The organism is Polaromonas eurypsychrophila (genome assembly GCF_014641715.1).
GTDB lineage: Bacteria > Pseudomonadota > Gammaproteobacteria > Burkholderiales > Burkholderiaceae_C > Polaromonas > Polaromonas eurypsychrophila.
Map to the genome: position 1 here is coordinate 42,634 of NZ_BMIG01000006.1, position 17,582 is coordinate 60,215.

Below are 17,582 nucleotides of genomic sequence, written 5' to 3' on the forward strand. Positions count from 1 at the left end.
GTGGCGTTGGCCCGCAAGCTCAGAAATTCAGCGTGCGTTTATCGACGGCCAGCGCGGCTTCCTTGGTCGCTTCACTGAGCGAAGGGTGGGCATGGCAGATTCTGGCGATGTCTTCCGAACTGGCACGGAATTCCATGGCCACCACACATTCGGCAATCAGTTCGCTGGCCATGGGGCCGACGATGTGCACACCCAGGATTTCGTCGGTGGTGGCGTCAGCCAGCATCTTGACCATGCCAGTGGTGTCGCCCAACGCCCGCGCGCGGCCGTTGGCCATGAAAGGGAAGGTGCCCGCCTTGTAGGCGCGGCCCGCAGCCTTGAGCTGTTCCTCGGTCTGGCCGACCCATGCGATCTCCGGGTTGGTGTAGATGACCCAGGGAATGGTGTTGAAGTTGACGTGCCCGTGTTGCCCGGCAATCCGCTCGGCCACTGCCACGCCCTCTTCCTCGGCCTTGTGCGCCAGCATCGGGCCGCGCACCACATCGCCGATGGCCCAGACATTGGGCAGGCTGGCCTTGCACTCGTCATCAACCACCACGGCGCCGCGTTCGTCGAGCTTCAGACCCACGGCCTCAGGGTTGAGGCCCTGGGTGTTGGCCACCCGGCCGATCGAGATGATCAGTTTGTCCACCTCCAGGGTTTGGGCTTCGCCCTTGGCATCGGTGTAGGCGACACTGACGCCCTTCTTGCCGTTCTTGACTTCGCCGACCTTCACGCCGAGCGCGATTTTCAGGCCCTGCTTGTCAAAAGCCTTTTTGGCCTCCTTGGCGATTTGCTGATCCACTGCGCCCAGGAAGGTTGGCAGACCTTCCAGCACCGTGACTTCAGCGCCCAGACGGCGCCAGACCGATCCCATTTCCAGGCCGATCACGCCAGAGCCGATCAGGCCGAGTTTTTTCGGCACCGCGCCGATCCGCAGCGCACCGTCGTTGGAGAGGATGTTTTCTTCGTCGAATGGTGTGCCGGGCAAGGCGCGCGCGCTGGAACCGGTGGCCACGATGATGTGTTTGCCCGAAATGGTTTCTTCGGCAGCACCGGTGACCTGAATGTCGTACAGGCCGTCCCTGGTTGCGGCAAACGAGCCGCGGCCATGGAAAAAGGTGACCTTGTTCTTTTTGAACAGGTAGACGATGCCGTCGTTGTTCTGCTTGACCACGGTGTCCTTGCGGCCCAGCATCTTCGCCACGTCCAGGCCCAGGCCCTTGACCTCGATGCCATGTTCGGCAAAGTGGTGGCTGGCGTGGTCGAAATGTTCCGACGATTGCAGCAGTGCCTTGGACGGAATGCAGCCGACATTGGTGCAGGTGCCGCCCAGGGCCGGACCGCCATTGGCGTTTTTCCACTCGTCGATACAGGCGACGTTGAAACCCAGTTGCGCAGCGCGGATGGCGGCGATGTAGCCGCCGGGGCCGCCGCCGATGACGACCACGTCGAATTGTTTGGACATGCGTGGCTCCTTAAATGTCAAACAACAGGCGTGCCGGGTCTTCCAGCGCTTCCTTCATCGCGACCAGTCCGAGCACAGCTTCGCGGCCGTCGACGATGCGGTGGTCGTAGCTCATCGCCAGATAGTTCATCGGGCGCACCAAGATCTGGCCGTTTTCGACCACCGCACGGTCCTTGGTCGCGTGCACGCCCAGGATGGCGGACTGGGGCGGGTTTATGATGGGGGTGGACAGCATCGAGCCGAACACGCCGCCATTGGAGATCGAGAAAGTGCCGCCGGTCATCTCTTCGATGCCGAGCTTGCCGTCACGCGCCTTGGCGCCGTACTCGGCGATCTTCTTTTCGATCTCCGCAAAACTCATCTGATCGGCATTGCGCAGGATGGGGACCACCAGGCCGCGCGGCGAACCGACAGCGATGCCGATGTCGAAATAGCCGTGGTAGACGATGTCGTTGCCGTCCACCGAGGCGTTGAGCACCGGGTATTTTTTCAGCGCATGCACCGCCGCCTTGACAAAAAAGCTCATGAAACCGATTTTGGTGCCGTGCTCTTTTTCGAACTTTTCCTGGAAGCGTTTGCGCATCTCCATCACCGGGGCCATGTTGACCTCGTTAAAGGTGGTCAGGATGGCGTTGGTCGATTGCGATTGCAGCAGGCGCTCGGCGATACGCGCACGCAGGCGGCTCATGGGCACGCGCTGCTCGGGGCGGTCGCCAAGGTCGTTCGCCTTTGCCGGCGCTGCCACTTGAGGCAAGGAAGTGGCCGAATCCCTTGTCGGGATTGAGCTGGCAGCTATTGATTTAGGAGCATAACCGGAGGCCACGGCGCCCAGCACGTCGCCCTTGGTGACACGGCCGTCCTTGCCGGTGCCGGCCACCGAGCCGGCGGCCAACTGGTTGTCGGCCATCAGCTTGGCAGCGGCAGGCATCGCCACACCGGCCATGCTGCCACCCGCCGCGCCAAGGGCTGGTGCCGGCACTGAAGCTCCAGCGGTAACAGGCGCTGCGGGTGCAGGCACGGCGGCGGCCACCTTGCCTTCGGTATCAATCCGGGCAATCAGCTGCTCGGCAGTCACCGTGCCGCCATCGGCCACGAGGATTTCAGACAACACACCGGCGGCCGGGGCCGGTACTTCCAGCACCACCTTGTCGGTTTCGATCTCGATCAGGATTTCATCGATGGCGATGGAATCGCCGACTTTTTTCTTCCACTGCAGCATGGTCGCTTCGGCGACTGATTCGGACAGTTGGGGGACTTTGACTTCTACGGTAGCCATTTAAATTCTTTCGGTATGGGGGGAGTGACCAAGCACGCGCCACGGGGCGCGCGGCCGGTTTTTATTTGGTCAGGATGAAGCCCTTGAGCTTGCCGAAGGCGCCGTCAACCAGCGCTTTTTGCTGCTCCTGATGCAGGTGCGAATACCCGACAGCCGGCGAAGCGGACGCCGCGCGGCCTGAATAACCCAGCTTCTGGCCTTCCGACATGTTCTCGTGGATGTAGTGCTGCACGAAGAACCAGGCGCCCTGGTTTTGCGGCTCGTCCTGGCACCACACCACCTCGGTGAGGCTGGGGTACTTCTTGAGTTCGCTGGCAAACGCCTTGTGCGGAAAGGGATAAAGCTGCTCTACACGCAGGATGGCGACATCGTCCGCGCCTTTCTCCTCGCGTTTTTTGGCCAGGTCGTAGTAGACCTTGCCGGAGCAGGCAATCACGCGCTTGACCTTGTCGGCCTTGAGCTCGCGGCTGTCTGGAATCACGGTCTGGAAGCTTCCCTTGGTGAACTCGCTCAGCGGCGAGGTGGCATCCTTGTTGCGCAGCAGCGACTTGGGCGTCATGATAATCAGCGGCTTGCGCAGGTTGCGCACCATCTGGCGCCGCAGCACGTGGAAGATCTGCGCCGCCGTTGTTGGCTGCACCACCTGCATGTTGGTGTCGGCCGACAACTGCATGAAACGCTCAAGGCGTGCCGAGCTGTGCTCCGGGCCCTGGCCTTCGTAGCCGTGCGGCAACATCAAGGTGATGCCGTTGACGCGACCCCACTTCACTTCACCCGAGGCGATGAACTGGTCGATCACGACCTGCGCGCCGTTGACGAAGTCGCCGAACTGGGCTTCCCAGATCACCAGCGTGTTCGGGTCGTTGGACGCATAGCCGTATTCGAAAGCCAGCACGGCCTCTTCGGACAGGATGGAGTCGATCACCACAAACGGTGCCTGGTTCTCGGCGACGTTTTGCAGCGGCACATAGGTGCCGGTATCCCACTTTTCGCGGCTCTGGTCGTGAATCACGGCGTGGCGGTGCGTGAAGGTGCCGCGTCCACAATCCTCACCTGACAAACGTACCGGGTAGCCGCTGGCCACCAGCGAGGCGAATGCCATGTGCTCACCCATGCCCCAGTCGACCGGGATGTCGCCCCGTCCCATGGCCGCGCGATCGTCATAGACCTTCTTGACGAGTTGGTGCGCCGTCACGGTGGCAGGAATGGTGCTGACTTTTTCGGCCAAGCGTTTCCATTCAGCCATCGGGATCGCCGTGTCGCCGGCATCTGTCCACTTTTTGCCGAGGTAAGGACTCCAGTCCACCGCGTAGTTGCTCTTGAAGTTGGTCAGCACAGGGTCGAAGGTGCTCTTGCCGGCATCAAGTGCAGCGCGCACAGCCTTGACCATGTCGTCGCCCAGCGTCTCGCCCATGCCCTGGGCCGACAGCTTGTCGGCATAAAGGCGGCGGGTACCGGGGTGCTGTGCAATTTTTTTGTACATCAGCGGCTGGGTCAGCGCGGGGGTATCCTGCTCGTTGTGGCCAAGTTTGCGGAAACAGATGATGTCGACCACGACGTCTTTCTGGAACTCCATGCGGAACTCGAGCGCCCATTGGGTGGCCAGCACCACGGCTTCCGGATCGTCGCCGTTGACGTGTAACACCGGCGCTTCAATCATCTTGACGACGTCGGTGCAATACAGCGTTGAGCGGCTGTCGCGCGGGTCGCTGGTGGTGAAACCGATCTGGTTGTTGATCACGATATGCACCGTGCCGCCGGTGGAATAACCCCGTGTTTCGGCCAGCGCCAGCGTTTCCATGACAACGCCCTGCCCGGCAAAGGCCGCGTCGCCGTGCACGAGAACCGGCAACACCTGCAGCCCCTTGGGGTCGGCGCGACGATCCATGCGGGCGCGCACCGAACCTTCGACCACGGGGTTAACGATCTCGAGATGCGAGGGATTGAAGGCCAGGCTCAGGTGCACCGGACCGCCAGGCGTGGTCACGTCCGAACTGAAACCCTGGTGGTACTTGACGTCACCACTGGGCAGGTCTTCCGGCGCAGTGTGGTCAAACTCGGCAAAAAGGCTGGCTGGCACTTTGCCCAGCGAGTTGACAAGCACGTTGAGACGGCCGCGGTGCGCCATGCCAATCACGATTTCCTTGATGCCTATGCTGCCGCCGCGCTGGATCAACTCGTCCATGCTGGCGATGAAACTTTCACCGCCTTCAAGCGAAAAACGTTTCTGGCCGACGTATTTGGTGTGCAGGAAACGCTCCAGACCCTCGGCCGCGCTCAGCCGGTCCAGGATGTGAAGCTTTTTTTCCTTGGTGAAGTGGGGTTTGCTGCGGATGCTTTCGAGCTTTTGCTGCCACCAGCGCTTTTGCGCCTGGTCGGTCATGTACATGTACTCGGCGCCAATCGTGCCGCAGTAGGTTTCGCGCAGCGCATTGAGCAACTCGCGCAGGCTCATGGTGTCCTTGCCAAAGAAGGTGTTGCTGGTGTTGAACACCGTTTCCTGGTCGGCATCGCTGAACCCGTAAAACGACGAATCCAGCTCGGGAATATTGTCGCGCTCGGCGCGTTTGAGCGGGTCCAGATCAGCCCAGCGGGCGCCGACGTTGCGGTAGGCAGCAATCAGTTGCTGCACGGCCGTGCGCTTGCGGCCCATTTCGGAGTCGGCACCACTGGCGACAACCACTTTGGTCTGGCCCTGCTTGGCACGCTCGGCAAAAGCATTGACGACCGGCAGGTGCGGCACGTCCTTGGCATTGCTGCCGTCAACGGCGGGGACGTTTTGCAGGGCGTCGAAATACTCGCGCCAGTTATCGGGCACGCTGCCAGGGTTGGCGAGGTAGTTTTCGTACATCTCCTCGACATAAGGCGCATTGCCGCCGAAGAGATAGGTGTTGCCCTGATAGGCCGAATAGACGGACGATGCCGCCGGGATTGAACTCATTACGCTGACCTCCGTTTCCCTTGAGGAAACATTAGCTGACCACAGCAGGATGTGGCTGGTTGATTAACCTTCCGCGAACACGGCTTGACCGATTGGCGGATGCGACTGTGGCAAGGAAGGGCCTTCAGAAACAACTTTGATTGTGCCACCGAATACCCCAACGACAAAACCCGGACCACCACAAAGGCGTCCGGGTTTTGTCACGAGGCCGTCAACTGGCGGTGATTTGCAGCGTCTCAGGCCCGGCCAGGATTGCCCGCCACGCCGATCAGGGCCGGCACATTGAGCTTGGGCGGTTTGATGACTTTTTTAGCCTGCAGGTAAGTCTCGACGACTTCCCAGGCTGGCGGTCCGGCATTTTTGCTGCCCTCGGCCACCGGCACCCAACCAGCTACCTTGTAGGTTTTATGGGCTTCAATCAATTTGCCGGTCACTTCAAGTCCAGAATCTCTAAAACTTGCCATTGGTGCCCGCATTGGTGACGATGGTATGACCATCCAAGTTTTTCACAAACACAGGCACGCCTTAATGCGTGTGGCCGCCCAACACCCCACCCATTGCCAGTACAGGGTAATCACTAAAGGCACTTAATATAAGTCCGACGTTATATAAGCGAGCACTGTTATTTTGCGTGTTCGCTGTGCGATTTAGAAAATCGCACAGATCAATTTTTATCAAGCTTTATACAAAGGTACTGGACATGAAAAAACTCGTTACGCTGGCTATTGGCGCATTACTGGCTTCAGGTGCATTCGCAGCAGAGCATCAAATCAAAATGCTGAACACCGGCAAAGACGGCATTATGGTTTTTGAACCAGGTTTTGTGCAGGCCGCCAAAGGCGACACAATCAAATTCATCAAAACCGACGCAGCGCACAACAGCGCATCCTTTTTTGCCCCTAAAGGAGCCAAGGGCTGGAAGGGCAAGATGGACGAAGAAGTCGTTGTCACGTTGAGCGAAGAAGGCATCTACATGTACCAGTGCGACCCGCACAAGCCAATGGCCATGGTCGGCGTGATCCAAGTGGGCAAGGCCACCAATCTGGACGAGGCTAAAAAAGAAGCCGCCAACTACAGCAAATCTTTGGCCATGAACAAAGACCGCTTAACCAAATACCTGGACCAGGCAAAGTAAGCTCGCCCCCGGATTCAAAGCCCAACCAGCCCACAAGGTCGGTCGGGGCTTTTTGTTTAAATATCTAGGTAAAAGACAGTAGAGCTTTGTGGATGCGCTCTTGTAAATAGGCGCTGTAAAAACTCAGGTATCGATGCTCCTGCCAGTCGCTCGGCAACCTCGCTGCCATTCTTACCAAAAAATAGAAGAGGGGCTACTTTGATGCCCCAGGTTCTAGTGAGTTGGTCGTGCGTGGTGCGGCGACCTTGCAGATCTTTGATGGCGGTTGACTTACGCATATGCACTTGCACAACAGTCAAATGCTGCTCACGCTCAAGCGATGGTAAAAAGTTTTCCCGCACTAAACGGCAAAACGGGCAACCGTCCAAGCTGACCATCACTACCAAGGGTTTGCCTTGTTTCACGACGCGCGCCAGGTCTTCGTCCAGTGTGGTGGCGATGGGCAATGTGTGTGGGGCAGCGCGGGTCTGTTGAAGTTCGCCAAAGCCAGCAAGCCCCGCCCCTATGACCATTTGTATGTGAGTGCGGCGAGAAATTAATGCATAGTCATCACGTCGATTTATTTAGCTTAAAAGCTATTATTTTCGATGCAACTGGCGTCGGATTCTGGGCGTGAAGAAGGCAGCTGTAGCAGCAACGACAGGAGTAGCCAGAAATTTTTGTTAAACGTGTTTATGAACAGGCAGAACTTGACAACTGGATCCAGATTACGCAAGTCCTCAAAGATGCAGGCATCGGATTTCATTTGGCACAAATCAAAGGGCCAGGGTTAGACTATTTTGCAGCCAGTGGTTTTAACCATGCCTTCGTTGGCCAGGCAGTCCTCTCGTTGCAAGAGTCGGCAGACCGTCTGACAGTGCCGGCTTAGTGCAAGCGCGTCGCTATGACAGTGGCAAAGCGTTTTATGGTGTCACCCGGAGCGGCAAACTCTTCAATCTGGAAGTCTTCGGTACGCCAGCCTTTAAACCACAGCCGCACTGCGTCTGGCGTAAACAGGCAGTAGTCATCTGCACCGAACATTTCGAGGTAAGTGGTACTTTCAACCAATACGTTGCACACCATCACACCGTCAATGCATGTTAGCGATTTCATTTTTTCCACTTGCTGATGCGCTAGCTGGCAGTCCATGAACATGAAGAGGCCAATCGCCAAAACGGTGTAGTAACAACCTTCAAAAATCGTGTCTTGCGCCTGAGCCAATAGACATTGCAGGGGCAGGTTTTCTGCCTGCGCGCGTCGTTGCAAATGGCCTATGGCTGCCGGGCTGGCATCCACTGCCAAGACCGAATGCCCTTGTCGCGCAGCCAACACACTCAAGTTGCCCATACCGCAACCGTAGTCCAGCACGCGCCCCTTGAGATAGGGCACAGAGCGTTGCTCGAAAGGATTGAGATCAGGCACTTGCTTCGCGGACAAGTGCTGAAACTGGTTATCAAAAAAACGAACTGCGTCGCGCATAGGCTGCCTCGTACGTTGAGTGTGCTTAAGGCTTTTTCACGTCAAGCAATTGCAAATAGGTGTTGTAAGCGTTCATGCGGTTGGCAAAGCGAAACAACGGTAGCTTCTCAAAACGACTCCAGTCGGCAGCGGCGTAGGCCTCATCAAACAAGTCCAAATCGTTGACTGCTTTGCCCATAATGGTACGAAGGTAAATCAGGTAATCTTGCAGTTGCGCTATGTCTTCTTTGGCGCTCTTAAAGGCTGCGCCATGACCTGGCACTACGGCGCTGGCATTCAAGTCTTGCATGGTTTTAAGACTGGCAATCCATGGTGCGGTGTCGGCAGTAGGCCCAATGAACGGAATACGGCCACGAAACACCAAATCACCGGCAAACAAAATTTTCTCGCCATCGAAAAAAACAATCAAATCTTCGGGTGTGTGTGCAGGCCCAGCTTTTTTAATAAGCAAGTCCACGCCGGACAGATTAAGGGCTACATCTCTGTCAATCCAAGTGTCGGCTTCAATCAGCGTGGTGTTCTCGTCAATCCAGGGAAACAGCTCGGCGCGCGATGCCGCCAGCCGATGCTTGGCGGTGTCAGAATGAAGGTACTCTTTGGCTGCAGGATGGGCGATAATTTTCGCGCCAATTTTTTTAAACTCTTGCAAGCCATAGATATGGTCAGCATGGTAGTGAGTGACGATGACGTGGGTAACTTTAAGGGGTGTGATTTTTGCAATGGCCTGGATCAACCCCTTCGCCAGCGCGGGGGAACCCAGGGCATCCACCACAACCACCCCGGTTTTTCCCACAATGAAGGCCGCATTGGAAATAAAGTTTTTATTGGCTTGGCTACCCAGGGCACTCGCGCCCTGCACGTACCACACTGAAGGACTTACCTTCTGGGGTTGTAAGTTGACTGCACTTTCACTTTGAGCCCAAGCAGGTACTACGGCCAACACAGAGCCAACGACTGCAATAGCTCGAATCACCAGAGATCGAACACGTTCCAACGAAAGCATCAAGGCTTGATGTAAGCGAACTTTTCACGTGACTGCAATTGCCCGATTCTGGCAACACCGGACGGCGTGAATTCGGCATCCAAAATGAACTGGTTTTTGTTCAGATTGCGGTTCTTCAACGTGATTTCGCACACCTCAAACTTGACCCCGCGCGCCTTCAGGGCACTCACCAATGAGGAATAGTCGACGTTGGGGTTGGCTTTGTCTTTAGCCCCTTCCATCAAAAAATCAACGCCATTGGCGTGCGTAACGACGACGATTTTCGTGTCGGGAGCAACGTCCAGGTGGTTGCGTACATTGCGCAGGCCTTTCGTCGCCTGTGCCTCTGCATGGTCAATGTGGTACACCGCTTTGTCCTGTGCCAAGGCAAAGCCTGTGCTCGCAACAAACATCGCAAGCATCAAAAAGAATTTAGAGAAATATTTCATATCTGACTCCTTGTAGCAAGTTTAAAAATCAGGGAATCCTCTTTACTTTGCAAAATACATTTTGCTTTTGTCCAGCTTGTAAGACCAAGGGAGGTCGGCATTCTTCCATCCATTGACATTGCGACGGCCATCTTTAGACATGTCACCCTCGAAACCATCAGCCACGGTATACACGCGCTTGAATCCGTCTTCTGCCAAGCGGTTGACTGCGCGTGAGCTTCTATCGCCAGAGCGGCAAATCAAAACCACAATGTCTTCTTTGGTGAGCTGCTTTTCTTTTAAGCGGCGATTTATCTCCGGCACAAAATCTTGTACCGGTTCCAATTTGTATGCGGATCTTGCGTTGTCCCATGTCGTCATGAGGTCTTCCGTCTCTACAAAGGGAACCAAAGCATCTACTGCGCTAGGCATACCAACAAACATTGCCTCGGTTCGAGTACGCACATCAATAAACAATACACGGCCCGCATTTTTTTCAAAAAATCAGGTGTGGATTTGGCATCCAGATAAAGCTCCAATTTGGTCTTTTTCTCGGGCACCAACTTGCTTTCATCGACTTGCGCCAGTGCGCTTAAAGAGACGCTGAGGTGCAGAGCCAAAACGGCAAATGTGGTGGTCAAAACTCTCAGTGCTGAAAATGAATACATCGTAATTTCATTAAGGGAAATAGAGGTCTGGAATTTTTCGCGCAAGCGTCAAAGAATAATTCCGGGGTTGCCATCGAGATTGAGCAACTTGGGGTTGTAGAGCTTGATCGGCTTGATGACCTTCTTGTCCTTCAGGTAGGTCTCCACCACATCCCAGATGGGGGGGCCTGCGTTTTTGCTGGCTTCTTGCACGGGAGCCCAGCCTGCTACTTTGTAGGTTTTGCTCGCTTCGATCAACTTGCCGCCCAAGCGCATGTCGCTGATGCGGGCACCGGCCTTGGCAGTCGGATCGCAGGTATAACTCATGCCACCGGTGCGCACCATGTCACCGCCTTGCTGGTAGTAAGGGTCGGGGTGAAACAGGTTGTCGCACACGTCTTCCAAGATGATCTTGATCGTTTCGCCCGACAAATCGGTGAGCGTTGTCCAAGGATAGGTAACGGCCGTTTGGTCCATCACATGCTCGCGTGTGATGGCCTGACCAGACAGCAGCGATGTACCCCAGCGAAAGCCGGGCGAGAACGCAATTTGCGCACCACGCACATTGATGAGCGCATCAGTGATGAGCTGATCGAACGTGCCGTTGAAGTTCCCACGACGGTACAGCAAGCCCTCGGTAACAGCCAGTTTCTCTTCAAGCTTGCTTTTGTAAGGTGCGCGTACTTTGTCGATCAATGCAGCCATCTCTTTGTCGGCGGGCAAATAGTTGGCAAAGATAGGCAAAAGCTTGTAGTTGATGTTGACAACTTTTTTGTCTCGCACATCCAGGTCGAGCACACCCAGGAACTTGCCATTGCTGCCTGCATTGGTGACCAAGGTTTGGCCGACTGCATTTTTGACCATCGTCGGCACTGGCACGCCATCGTGCGTGTGGCCACCCAAAATAGCATCAATGCCTGTGATGCGGGAGGCCATTTTCAAGTCCACGTCCATGCCGTTGTGCGACAGCACCACCACGGCCTGTGCGCCCTTGGCACGCGCCTCGTTGACGACTTTTTGCATCTGCTCATCCTGGATGCCAAAAGTCCAGTTGGGCACTTGCCAGCTTGGGTTGGCAATGGGCGTATAGGGGAAGGCCTGCCCAACAATGGCCACCGACACGCCATTCATTTCTTTAATGACGTAGGGCTTGAACACCGGGTCTTCAAAGTCTTTGGTTTTGACGTTTTGCGCAACGAAATCTATCTTGCCGGCAAAGTCCTTTTCGATAATCTCTTTGACGCGCTCTTCACCATAAGTAAATTCCCAATGCGCCGTCATCACGTTCACACCCAACAGTTTGCAGGCATCCACCATGTCTTGCGCGTTGGTCCACAGGCTGGTGGCGCTTCCCTGCCAGGTGTCACCCCCATCGAGCAACAAGGCACCAGGGCGGCTGGCACGCAACTGTTTGACCAAAGTGGACAGATGGGAAAAACCGCCCACCTTGCCGTACTGCCTAGCACTTTTTTCAAAGTCTACGTAGGTGTGTGCGTGTGCTAACGGACTGCCCGCTTTGAGCGCGGCATATTTGATCAAATGCTCCCCCACCAAATGCGGCACCTTGCCACGCATGCCCGCTACGCCCAGGTTTACATTGGGTTCGCGAAAATAAATGGGCAACAACTGCGCATGGCAGTCGGTCATGTGCAGCAAATGCACGTTGCCCGTTTTAGGCACGTTGTAAAGATTTTCAGCCTCTTTGGCGCTGGCCTCGCGCATCAATGGGAAACCAGCAACGGCAGCAGCAGTCAGGACAGAAGAAAACTCGCGGCGGGACAGATTCATGGCGATGCCGATCCTGCCCGGCACGCCAGGCATATAGAATTACTATAAATTTGATAGCCACCTAAGCCCGCTGGTCATGGGCTACAGGCAGATATGAGCACTAAATTCCCGTAATAATCACTTGTTCACGGGTGATTGCGGGTCCAGCAGCAGCGCCATCACATGGCGCATCTGGGCTTCATTCAGGATACCGGCATGGCCAAAACGCGGCATACCGGAGCAGGCGTTGTAGGCCTTGGCATTCCAGAGCTTGCCCCAGGTGTAATCGACAATGGGCTTGCTGGCCGCCGCCGCCGGGTCCGCTACGCCACGCAACTTGCCGTAGTTGTACAGGCTGGGGCCGATTGAGCCGAAGGAAAGCTCTTCCTTGCTGATCTGATGGCAGTTGTAGCAGCTGCCGCCGTTGGCCGAGCCGGCGGCGTCGCTCCAGGTCATACCACGGCCGTTCTGGGCGATTTTTTCGCCCTCTCGCCAGTCGCCGATAAATTTGCCATCAGAGGGCATCTTCAAGGTTTTGAAGTTGGCTTCTTCAATGGCCTTGGCCAGTTTTTCATCCAGCGCAGCGCCCTGGGCTTCCGAGCAGTTCTTGTTGGAGGCGTCCTGGTCCAGCCAGGCAGTTTTGGCGATGCCCTGGTCCCGGAACGAAGACTTCAGCACTTTTTGCGTCGCGTCGGCCACATCCTGCGGCGAAGGACCGGTGGCGCAACTGGCCAGCAGCACCGTCAGGGCCAGCAAGCCCGTTTGTTGATAAGATTTTTTCATCATGATGTCCTGCTCAATTCAACGCTTGAGGGCGGGCGCGGTGGAAACACCGCCCTTGCCGTTCACACCCATGTACACGCCCAGCGCAATGGTCACGTCCGAGGCATAGCCGGGGAACGGAAAACGCTGCTGGCGATAACAATCGTTCAGGCGGCGCTGCATGCTCCAGAGGTCACCGCTTGAGACCCGGTAGGCCGGCCAGGCGCCAAAACCATCGCCGGCGCCGGGGTTCTTCGTCAGGTTGGGCAAGTCCTGCAAACGCACCCGCTTGTTGTCTTCGCCATGGCAGGACGCGCAGGAGAAGTCATAGGGCCCGCCGCGCTGGTAAAACACCTGCTTGCCGACCGCGTACATCAGCTTCTCCTGGGAGTGCGCTTGCGGCAGGTTGAACTTCATGCCGCGCGATTCGCCGGAAATAAAAGCCACCAGCGACTCGATGGTTTTTTGCTCATCACTGCCGAACGGCGTTTTGGCGACGGTCTCGGCGCTGAAGCCCTGCAGGGTTTCCATGCAGGTCAGCAGACGCGACTCCAGGTCCTGCACCCGCGCCGTGTCGGCAAAGTAACGCGGCAGTTCAACAAAAGCGCCCTTGACGACGCCAGGGCCCTTGCCGAGGTTGCACTGCGCGAGGCTGGCGTTTTTGGGACCGCGGGCCTGTTTCCACAGGGCTTCGCCCCTGGCCTCAAAAAGCTCGGCCGGGTTGCCATCGGCCAGCATGGCCCGGTATTCGGCAATACCCTCGGCCGTGGTTTTTTGCGCTACCGCCAGCATGGGCAGCAGGCCCAAGGCAGCCAGACCCACCAGTTTCCATTTCATCGCTTGCTCCTCGTGTTGTTATGAACGCACCAACGGCCGTTCAGGAAATGACGGCTTCGTCGGTGCGTTTTTCGCCCTTGCTGTCGGTCCAGCTAACAATGACTTTTTCACCCGCCTTGGCACCCTTGAAGGCAAACTGCATGAACGGATTTTTCGACACAGCCGGCCCCCACTGGGCACTCATCACGGTCTTGCCATTGTGGGTGGCAGTGATGTTCTGGATGAACCAGGCCGGCACGATTTTCCCGGCTGCATCCCTGCGTTGACCGCTTTCCATCTCGTGGCTGACCAGTACGCGAACGGTGGTCTTGTCGCCTTGGGCCTGGGCCCGGATTCTCATTGGATCTGACATGATTTTTCCTTGAAGTTTGAGTTAAAGCACTTGCAGGCGCAGCCGGTCAGCCGCCGCAACCGCCCAAAGTCACTTTCACTTCTTTGACCGAGTAGAAGAACTTGTCGCCAGCCTTAGCCAGCGCATACACATTGGACGACTGCCCCATCTTGACGTTAGTCGACACATTGGCATCGGTGCCGGCAGGAATGTCGAACAAAGCGGCCAGAGCATTCGGGTTCTTCTCGACCACCAGCGCCAGCTGCGTGGTGCCGGCGATGTTGCTCTGCGCGCCGACGCGCACCACACTGCCGTTTTCGGCAATTTCCGGCGCTTGCAGGATCAGATCCTTGCTTTCAACCGGCGCAGTTGTCGCGCCCATGGCCTTGGCGGCTTCGGCCAGCGTCTTGCTCTCAAATGCGAGCTTGTTCCAGGCGGCAGCGGTTTGCGCCTGGGCCGGCGACAGCCCGGCCGAGGCGGCCAGGGCCAGTGCAGTGGCGCCTGAACCAGTGGCTAGAAAATGACGACGTTCCATGGTCTGAACTCCTTTGAATATAACTTCAGCTTATTTAAAACTTGAACACGATTGGAAACAAAAACGCGGGTCGAGGACAGGTATTTATCCGAGCCGCAACCACGCCAGACACCTGTTCCATGTCAAAAATCCTTGACCAGCCATTGGGCCAGCCGTCTGGATTCCGCCTCACTCAGGGCCTGCGGCGGCATCGGGATATTGCCCCAGACGCCTTGTCCGCCAGCCTTGATTTTGCCCGACAGGTAATTCAACGCGTCAGCGTGGTCTTTATATTTGTTGGCTATATCCCTGAACGAGGGACCCACCATCTTGCTGTCCATGCCATGGCAGGCAATGCAGGCGTTTTTTTGCAGCATGGGCATCACGGCGCGGGTCCCTGCAGCACCGGTCGGCGCGTTAGTTGCTATCTTTTCAGGAGCTGCTTGCGCTTGTCCGGGAGGGGCTGGAGGCATTTTTTCCATAAATCTTTCGGCGGGTGGCCGGCTCGTGTCGGCACCGCGGCTGGCGCCGACAAGGCGAGTCTGCTCGGCCAGTTGACCATGTGCATTGCGGGCGTAGTCAGGCAAAAAACTTTTCACAGTCACGTCTTTTTTGCAATCGCGCAGGCAGCTTGAACCCTGTACATCGGGTCGGGCTTGGCCACCCAGCTCCCGGCCCGGCCACATCGCGTGCGCCGAGGTCATGCCCTTGCGGTTGGGCAAGCGCTCCTGCACTTCGCGGATGTTGGTATCGGACAGGGTGAACTCGGCCGGGACAATGTTGCCAAGATTCAGGATGTAGGCCGTGACGGCATAAACCTCATCGGCGCTCAGCGATTTGGGCGCGTTCCAGGGCATGGCCCGGTTGATGTAGTCCCACAGCGTGGACAAGGTGGCGACCTTCATCAAGGTCGTGCGCTGGGGCTGGTTGGCGCCCGGCAGCAAGCTGTCTACCCGCCCTGCGCGCATGTCCTCTGCCGAGGTGCCGCCGGCAATCGGCGTGAAGATGTCTGAGGACTCTCCAAAGCTGCCGTGACAGGACGCGCATTGAGCCTCCCAGACCATCTCACCCTGGCGCACCGAGCCCTGGCCCCTGGGCAGTCCCTTGAAATCGGGGCGTACGTCGATGTCCCAGGCCTTGACTTCAGCGGGGGTCGCCGCACGGCCTATGCCGGGGAATTTTTCGGCCGGACCGGCGGCGAATGCCGGACCCATACAAAACGCCAGCGCGAGGAATGCAAACTTAAGACAGCTGGACATTGCCGACCTCGCCGTTTTCCGCCAGCGCCCAGGACTGGATCGCATTGTTGTGATAGATGCTGCGGGACGCGCGCACCTTGCGCAGCTCGCCATAAGTCGGCTGAATCTGGCCGGTTTCGTCCACCGCCCGGCTCTGGAAGAAGGCCGGCTTGCCGTCCCAGACAAAGTCGGCGTTGAAACGGGTCAGGCACTTGGACAGGACCGGCCCTTCGAGCCGCGCCGGCGTCCAGTTCCTCCCGCCGTCCACTGACACGTCCACCCGCTTGACCTTGCCACGGCCGCTCCAGGCCAGCCCGGTGATCGTGTGGAAGCCTTTTTCCAGCAGGACCTGCCCGCCGCTGGGCGAGGTGATGACACTCTTGACCTCCTGGATGCTGGTGTACTGCCGGTGTGTGCCGTCAGGCAGCAGGTCCACGTAATGAATCGACTCATCCTTGGTGGCGTAAGGCATGTCGCCAAGCTCGATCCGCCGCAAATACTTGATCCAGCTCACGCCCTGCACACCCGGCACAACAAGGCGCAGCGGGTAACCGTTTTCCGGGCGCAGCATCTCACCGTTCTGACCATAGGCCACCAGCACCTGGCCGTCCAGCACCATGCTCATGGGAATGGTGCGCGTCATGCCGGAGCCGTCAGCGCCCTCGGCCAGCACGAATTTCGCCCGCTTGAAATCGGCGCCGCACATCTCCAGCAGGGTGCGAAGCGGCACGCCGGTGAACTCGCTACAGCTGAGCATGCCGTGGGTGTATTGCACCGTCGGCACCGCCACATTGCCCCACTCCATACCGGTGTTGGCGCCGCATTCGATGAAGTGCATGCGGCTGGTGCTGGGCAGGCGCATCAGTTCGTCCATGCTGAAGACGGTGGGCCGCTTGAGCAGGCTGTCGTCGGAGCCATTGATCATCAGCCGGTGCCTGGACGGATCAATGTCCCACCAGCCCTGGTGATGCCGCTCGAAATGCAGTCCGCTCGGCGTGATAATGCCAAACAGGCCCTGCAGCGGTGCAAAACTCACGCTGGACTGAGGCACCCGGGTTAGACCGGGGCTCTGTCGACGTTGCAGGTTTTTCTCCCACTCACTGGGCTGGCCGTAGCCACTCGCCGCTACCGGCTGACCCAGGCCTTTGCTGTGAGCGGGCAGATTCATGATGGCGGGGTCATCGCCTGCCAGCGCAAGCGCCCGCTCCGTCGCCATGGCACCGGCCGCTGCTGCCACGGCGCCAGCCAGGAAGCCGCGGCGTCCGGAACGGACCGCCTGGATCTGCTCACGATCCAGGAAGCTTTCAGGCGCGCGGCGGATAAAACGACTCAGCATGGGCGGGCTATTTGCGCGGGTGATATGGCTTGACCCGGCGGGAGCGCATCCGGCTCATCGAGTTCGATCGCAATCTGGGTACACACCCCACGACACAAGGCCACCGCCTTTTCGCTCTGAACGCGGTAAATCACCTGCGTGCCTTCCTTGCGTTTGGCCACCACACCGGTGCGGTACAGCACCGCCAGATGCTGCGACAAATTGGGTTGCGTCGTGTCAATTTCGGCCAGCAATTCGCTGACCGATTTCTCGCGCTCACACAGCGCACTCAACACCTGCAAACGCATCGGCGTAGCCAGTACCGCAAACAGCTCGGCTGCGAGTTCAAAAACCCGTCCCTGTTCTGATTTGGCACCGGCCTGAATCATGGTGTTCATGAAAGCAATCTTTAATATAAGCAATGGCTGATATTAAAGCTGCTACGACGAACCCATGTAGCGGGCATACCCTTACAGAAAATTGTTCAGCGTTGCTTGGGGCACC

General features: G+C 57.5%; 19 protein-coding genes. 1 reads left to right on the plus strand and 18 read right to left on the minus strand.

From position 1 onward, the window contains the following. Positions 1–19: 19 nt before the first annotated feature. The 4 genes from lpdA to IEX16_RS09820 all read right to left on the minus strand — a co-directional run bounded on the left by lpdA (position 20) and on the right by IEX16_RS09820 (position 6,098). A complete protein-coding gene (gene lpdA / locus IEX16_RS09805) occupies positions 20–1,447 on the minus strand; it encodes a dihydrolipoyl dehydrogenase (RefSeq protein ID WP_188708298.1) in 1,428 nt (475 codons plus the stop codon). 10 nt (positions 1,448–1,457) lie between these two features. Then, entirely contained in the window at positions 1,458–2,723 is a 1,266-nt protein-coding gene (gene odhB, locus IEX16_RS09810) for a 2-oxoglutarate dehydrogenase complex dihydrolipoyllysine-residue succinyltransferase (RefSeq protein ID WP_188708300.1), read from the minus strand. A gap of 61 nt (positions 2,724–2,784) precedes the next feature. Next, entirely contained in the window at positions 2,785–5,664 is a 2,880-nt protein-coding gene (locus IEX16_RS09815; protein WP_373288315.1) for a 2-oxoglutarate dehydrogenase E1 component, read from the minus strand. Between the two features lie 236 nt (positions 5,665–5,900). Further along, a complete protein-coding gene (locus IEX16_RS09820) occupies positions 5,901–6,098 on the minus strand; it encodes a hypothetical protein (protein WP_229676276.1) in 198 nt (65 codons plus the stop codon). Between the two features lie 266 nt (positions 6,099–6,364). Here IEX16_RS09820 and IEX16_RS09825 point away from each other — a divergent pair, with 266 nt between their 5' ends. Further along, positions 6,365–6,799 carry a pseudoazurin gene (locus tag IEX16_RS09825; RefSeq protein WP_188708302.1) on the plus strand — a complete coding sequence of 145 codons (435 nt, stop codon included), beginning with the start codon at positions 6,365–6,367 and terminating at the stop codon, positions 6,797–6,799. Positions 6,800–6,855: 56 nt separating this feature from the next. Here the strand turns inward: IEX16_RS09825 and IEX16_RS09830 are convergent, their stop codons facing one another. The 14 genes from IEX16_RS09830 to IEX16_RS09890 form a co-directional block, all read right to left on the minus strand. Further along, on the minus strand, positions 6,856–7,245 hold the full coding sequence (locus IEX16_RS09830; RefSeq protein ID WP_188708303.1) for a thioredoxin family protein: 390 nt from the start codon (positions 7,243–7,245) through the stop codon (positions 6,856–6,858). Positions 7,246–7,663: 418 nt separating this feature from the next. Further along, positions 7,664–8,257, minus strand: coding sequence for a methyltransferase domain-containing protein (locus IEX16_RS09835; RefSeq protein WP_188708305.1), 594 nt, complete (start codon positions 8,255–8,257; stop codon positions 7,664–7,666). A 25-nt stretch (positions 8,258–8,282) separates the two neighbouring features. Beyond that, on the minus strand, positions 8,283–9,125 hold the full coding sequence (locus IEX16_RS09840) for an MBL fold metallo-hydrolase (RefSeq protein WP_229676277.1): 843 nt from the start codon (positions 9,123–9,125) through the stop codon (positions 8,283–8,285). A 134-nt stretch (positions 9,126–9,259) separates the two neighbouring features. Then, a complete protein-coding gene (locus tag IEX16_RS09845) occupies positions 9,260–9,688 on the minus strand; it encodes a DsrE family protein (protein WP_188708308.1) in 429 nt (142 codons plus the stop codon). Between the two features lie 42 nt (positions 9,689–9,730). Further along, positions 9,731–10,111 (minus strand): rhodanese-like domain-containing protein, encoded by a 381-nt coding sequence (locus tag IEX16_RS19975; RefSeq protein WP_308421330.1) that lies wholly within the window; start codon positions 10,109–10,111, stop codon positions 9,731–9,733. After that, on the minus strand, positions 10,084–10,380 hold the full coding sequence (locus IEX16_RS19980; protein ID WP_229676278.1) for a hypothetical protein: 297 nt from the start codon (positions 10,378–10,380) through the stop codon (positions 10,084–10,086). The genes IEX16_RS19975 and IEX16_RS19980 overlap by 28 nt, the downstream gene beginning before the upstream one ends. A 3-nt stretch (positions 10,381–10,383) precedes the next feature. Continuing rightward, positions 10,384–12,102 carry a thiosulfohydrolase SoxB gene (gene soxB / locus IEX16_RS09855; RefSeq protein WP_188708310.1) on the minus strand — a complete coding sequence of 573 codons (1,719 nt, stop codon included), beginning with the start codon at positions 12,100–12,102 and terminating at the stop codon, positions 10,384–10,386. 117 nt (positions 12,103–12,219) lie between these two features. Beyond that, positions 12,220–12,867, minus strand: a complete 648-nt coding sequence (gene soxX, locus IEX16_RS09860; RefSeq protein ID WP_373288317.1) for a sulfur oxidation c-type cytochrome SoxX — start codon at positions 12,865–12,867, stop codon at positions 12,220–12,222. Between the two features lie 15 nt (positions 12,868–12,882). Next, positions 12,883–13,680 carry a sulfur oxidation c-type cytochrome SoxA gene (gene soxA / locus IEX16_RS09865; protein WP_188708313.1) on the minus strand — a complete coding sequence of 266 codons (798 nt, stop codon included), beginning with the start codon at positions 13,678–13,680 and terminating at the stop codon, positions 12,883–12,885. Between the two features lie 40 nt (positions 13,681–13,720). After that, positions 13,721–14,032, minus strand: coding sequence for a thiosulfate oxidation carrier complex protein SoxZ (gene soxZ / locus IEX16_RS09870; RefSeq protein WP_188708315.1), 312 nt, complete (start codon positions 14,030–14,032; stop codon positions 13,721–13,723). Positions 14,033–14,078: 46 nt separating this feature from the next. Continuing rightward, positions 14,079–14,546 (minus strand): thiosulfate oxidation carrier protein SoxY, encoded by a 468-nt coding sequence (soxY, locus tag IEX16_RS09875; RefSeq protein WP_188708317.1) that lies wholly within the window; start codon positions 14,544–14,546, stop codon positions 14,079–14,081. Between the two features lie 122 nt (positions 14,547–14,668). After that, complete coding sequence (locus tag IEX16_RS09880; RefSeq protein WP_188708319.1) at positions 14,669–15,784, minus strand: c-type cytochrome; 1,116 nt, start codon at positions 15,782–15,784, stop codon at positions 14,669–14,671. Continuing rightward, a complete protein-coding gene (soxC, locus tag IEX16_RS09885; protein ID WP_188708320.1) occupies positions 15,768–17,099 on the minus strand; it encodes a sulfite dehydrogenase in 1,332 nt (443 codons plus the stop codon). The genes IEX16_RS09880 and soxC overlap by 17 nt, the downstream gene beginning before the upstream one ends. Then, the gene (locus IEX16_RS09890; RefSeq protein WP_188708322.1) at positions 17,093–17,476 is read right to left on the minus strand and encodes an ArsR/SmtB family transcription factor; all 384 of its coding nucleotides are present in this window, start codon (positions 17,474–17,476) and stop codon (positions 17,093–17,095) included. The genes soxC and IEX16_RS09890 overlap by 7 nt, the downstream gene beginning before the upstream one ends. Positions 17,477–17,582 lie beyond the last annotated feature (106 nt).

What these genes read in the sequence shown, in the direction of transcription:
- lpdA (WP_188708298.1), bottom strand. Translation starts at nt 1,447, where the DNA reads ATGTCCAAACAATTCGACGTGGTCGTCATCGGCGGCGGCCCCGGCGGC.
- odhB (WP_188708300.1), bottom strand. Translation starts at nt 2,723, where the DNA reads ATGGCTACCGTAGAAGTCAAAGTCCCCCAACTGTCCGAATCAGTCGCC.
- IEX16_RS09815 (WP_373288315.1), bottom strand. Translation starts at nt 5,664, where the DNA reads ATGAGTTCAATCCCGGCGGCATCGTCCGTCTATTCGGCCTATCAGGGC.
- IEX16_RS09825 (WP_188708302.1), top strand. Translation starts at nt 6,365, where the DNA reads ATGAAAAAACTCGTTACGCTGGCTATTGGCGCATTACTGGCTTCAGGT.
- IEX16_RS09835 (WP_188708305.1), bottom strand. Translation starts at nt 8,257, where the DNA reads ATGCGCGACGCAGTTCGTTTTTTTGATAACCAGTTTCAGCACTTGTCC.
- IEX16_RS09845 (WP_188708308.1), bottom strand. Translation starts at nt 9,688, where the DNA reads ATGAAATATTTCTCTAAATTCTTTTTGATGCTTGCGATGTTTGTTGCG.
- IEX16_RS19975 (WP_308421330.1), bottom strand. Translation starts at nt 10,111, where the DNA reads ATGTTTGTTGGTATGCCTAGCGCAGTAGATGCTTTGGTTCCCTTTGTA.
- soxB (WP_188708310.1), bottom strand. Translation starts at nt 12,102, where the DNA reads ATGAATCTGTCCCGCCGCGAGTTTTCTTCTGTCCTGACTGCTGCTGCC.
- soxX (WP_373288317.1), bottom strand. Translation starts at nt 12,867, where the DNA reads ATGATGAAAAAATCTTATCAACAAACGGGCTTGCTGGCCCTGACGGTG.
- soxA (WP_188708313.1), bottom strand. Translation starts at nt 13,680, where the DNA reads ATGAAATGGAAACTGGTGGGTCTGGCTGCCTTGGGCCTGCTGCCCATG.
- soxZ (WP_188708315.1), bottom strand. Translation starts at nt 14,032, where the DNA reads ATGTCAGATCCAATGAGAATCCGGGCCCAGGCCCAAGGCGACAAGACC.
- soxY (WP_188708317.1), bottom strand. Translation starts at nt 14,546, where the DNA reads ATGGAACGTCGTCATTTTCTAGCCACTGGTTCAGGCGCCACTGCACTG.
- IEX16_RS09880 (WP_188708319.1), bottom strand. Translation starts at nt 15,784, where the DNA reads ATGTCCAGCTGTCTTAAGTTTGCATTCCTCGCGCTGGCGTTTTGTATG.
- soxC (WP_188708320.1), bottom strand. Translation starts at nt 17,099, where the DNA reads ATGCTGAGTCGTTTTATCCGCCGCGCGCCTGAAAGCTTCCTGGATCGT.
- IEX16_RS09890 (WP_188708322.1), bottom strand. Translation starts at nt 17,476, where the DNA reads ATGAACACCATGATTCAGGCCGGTGCCAAATCAGAACAGGGACGGGTT.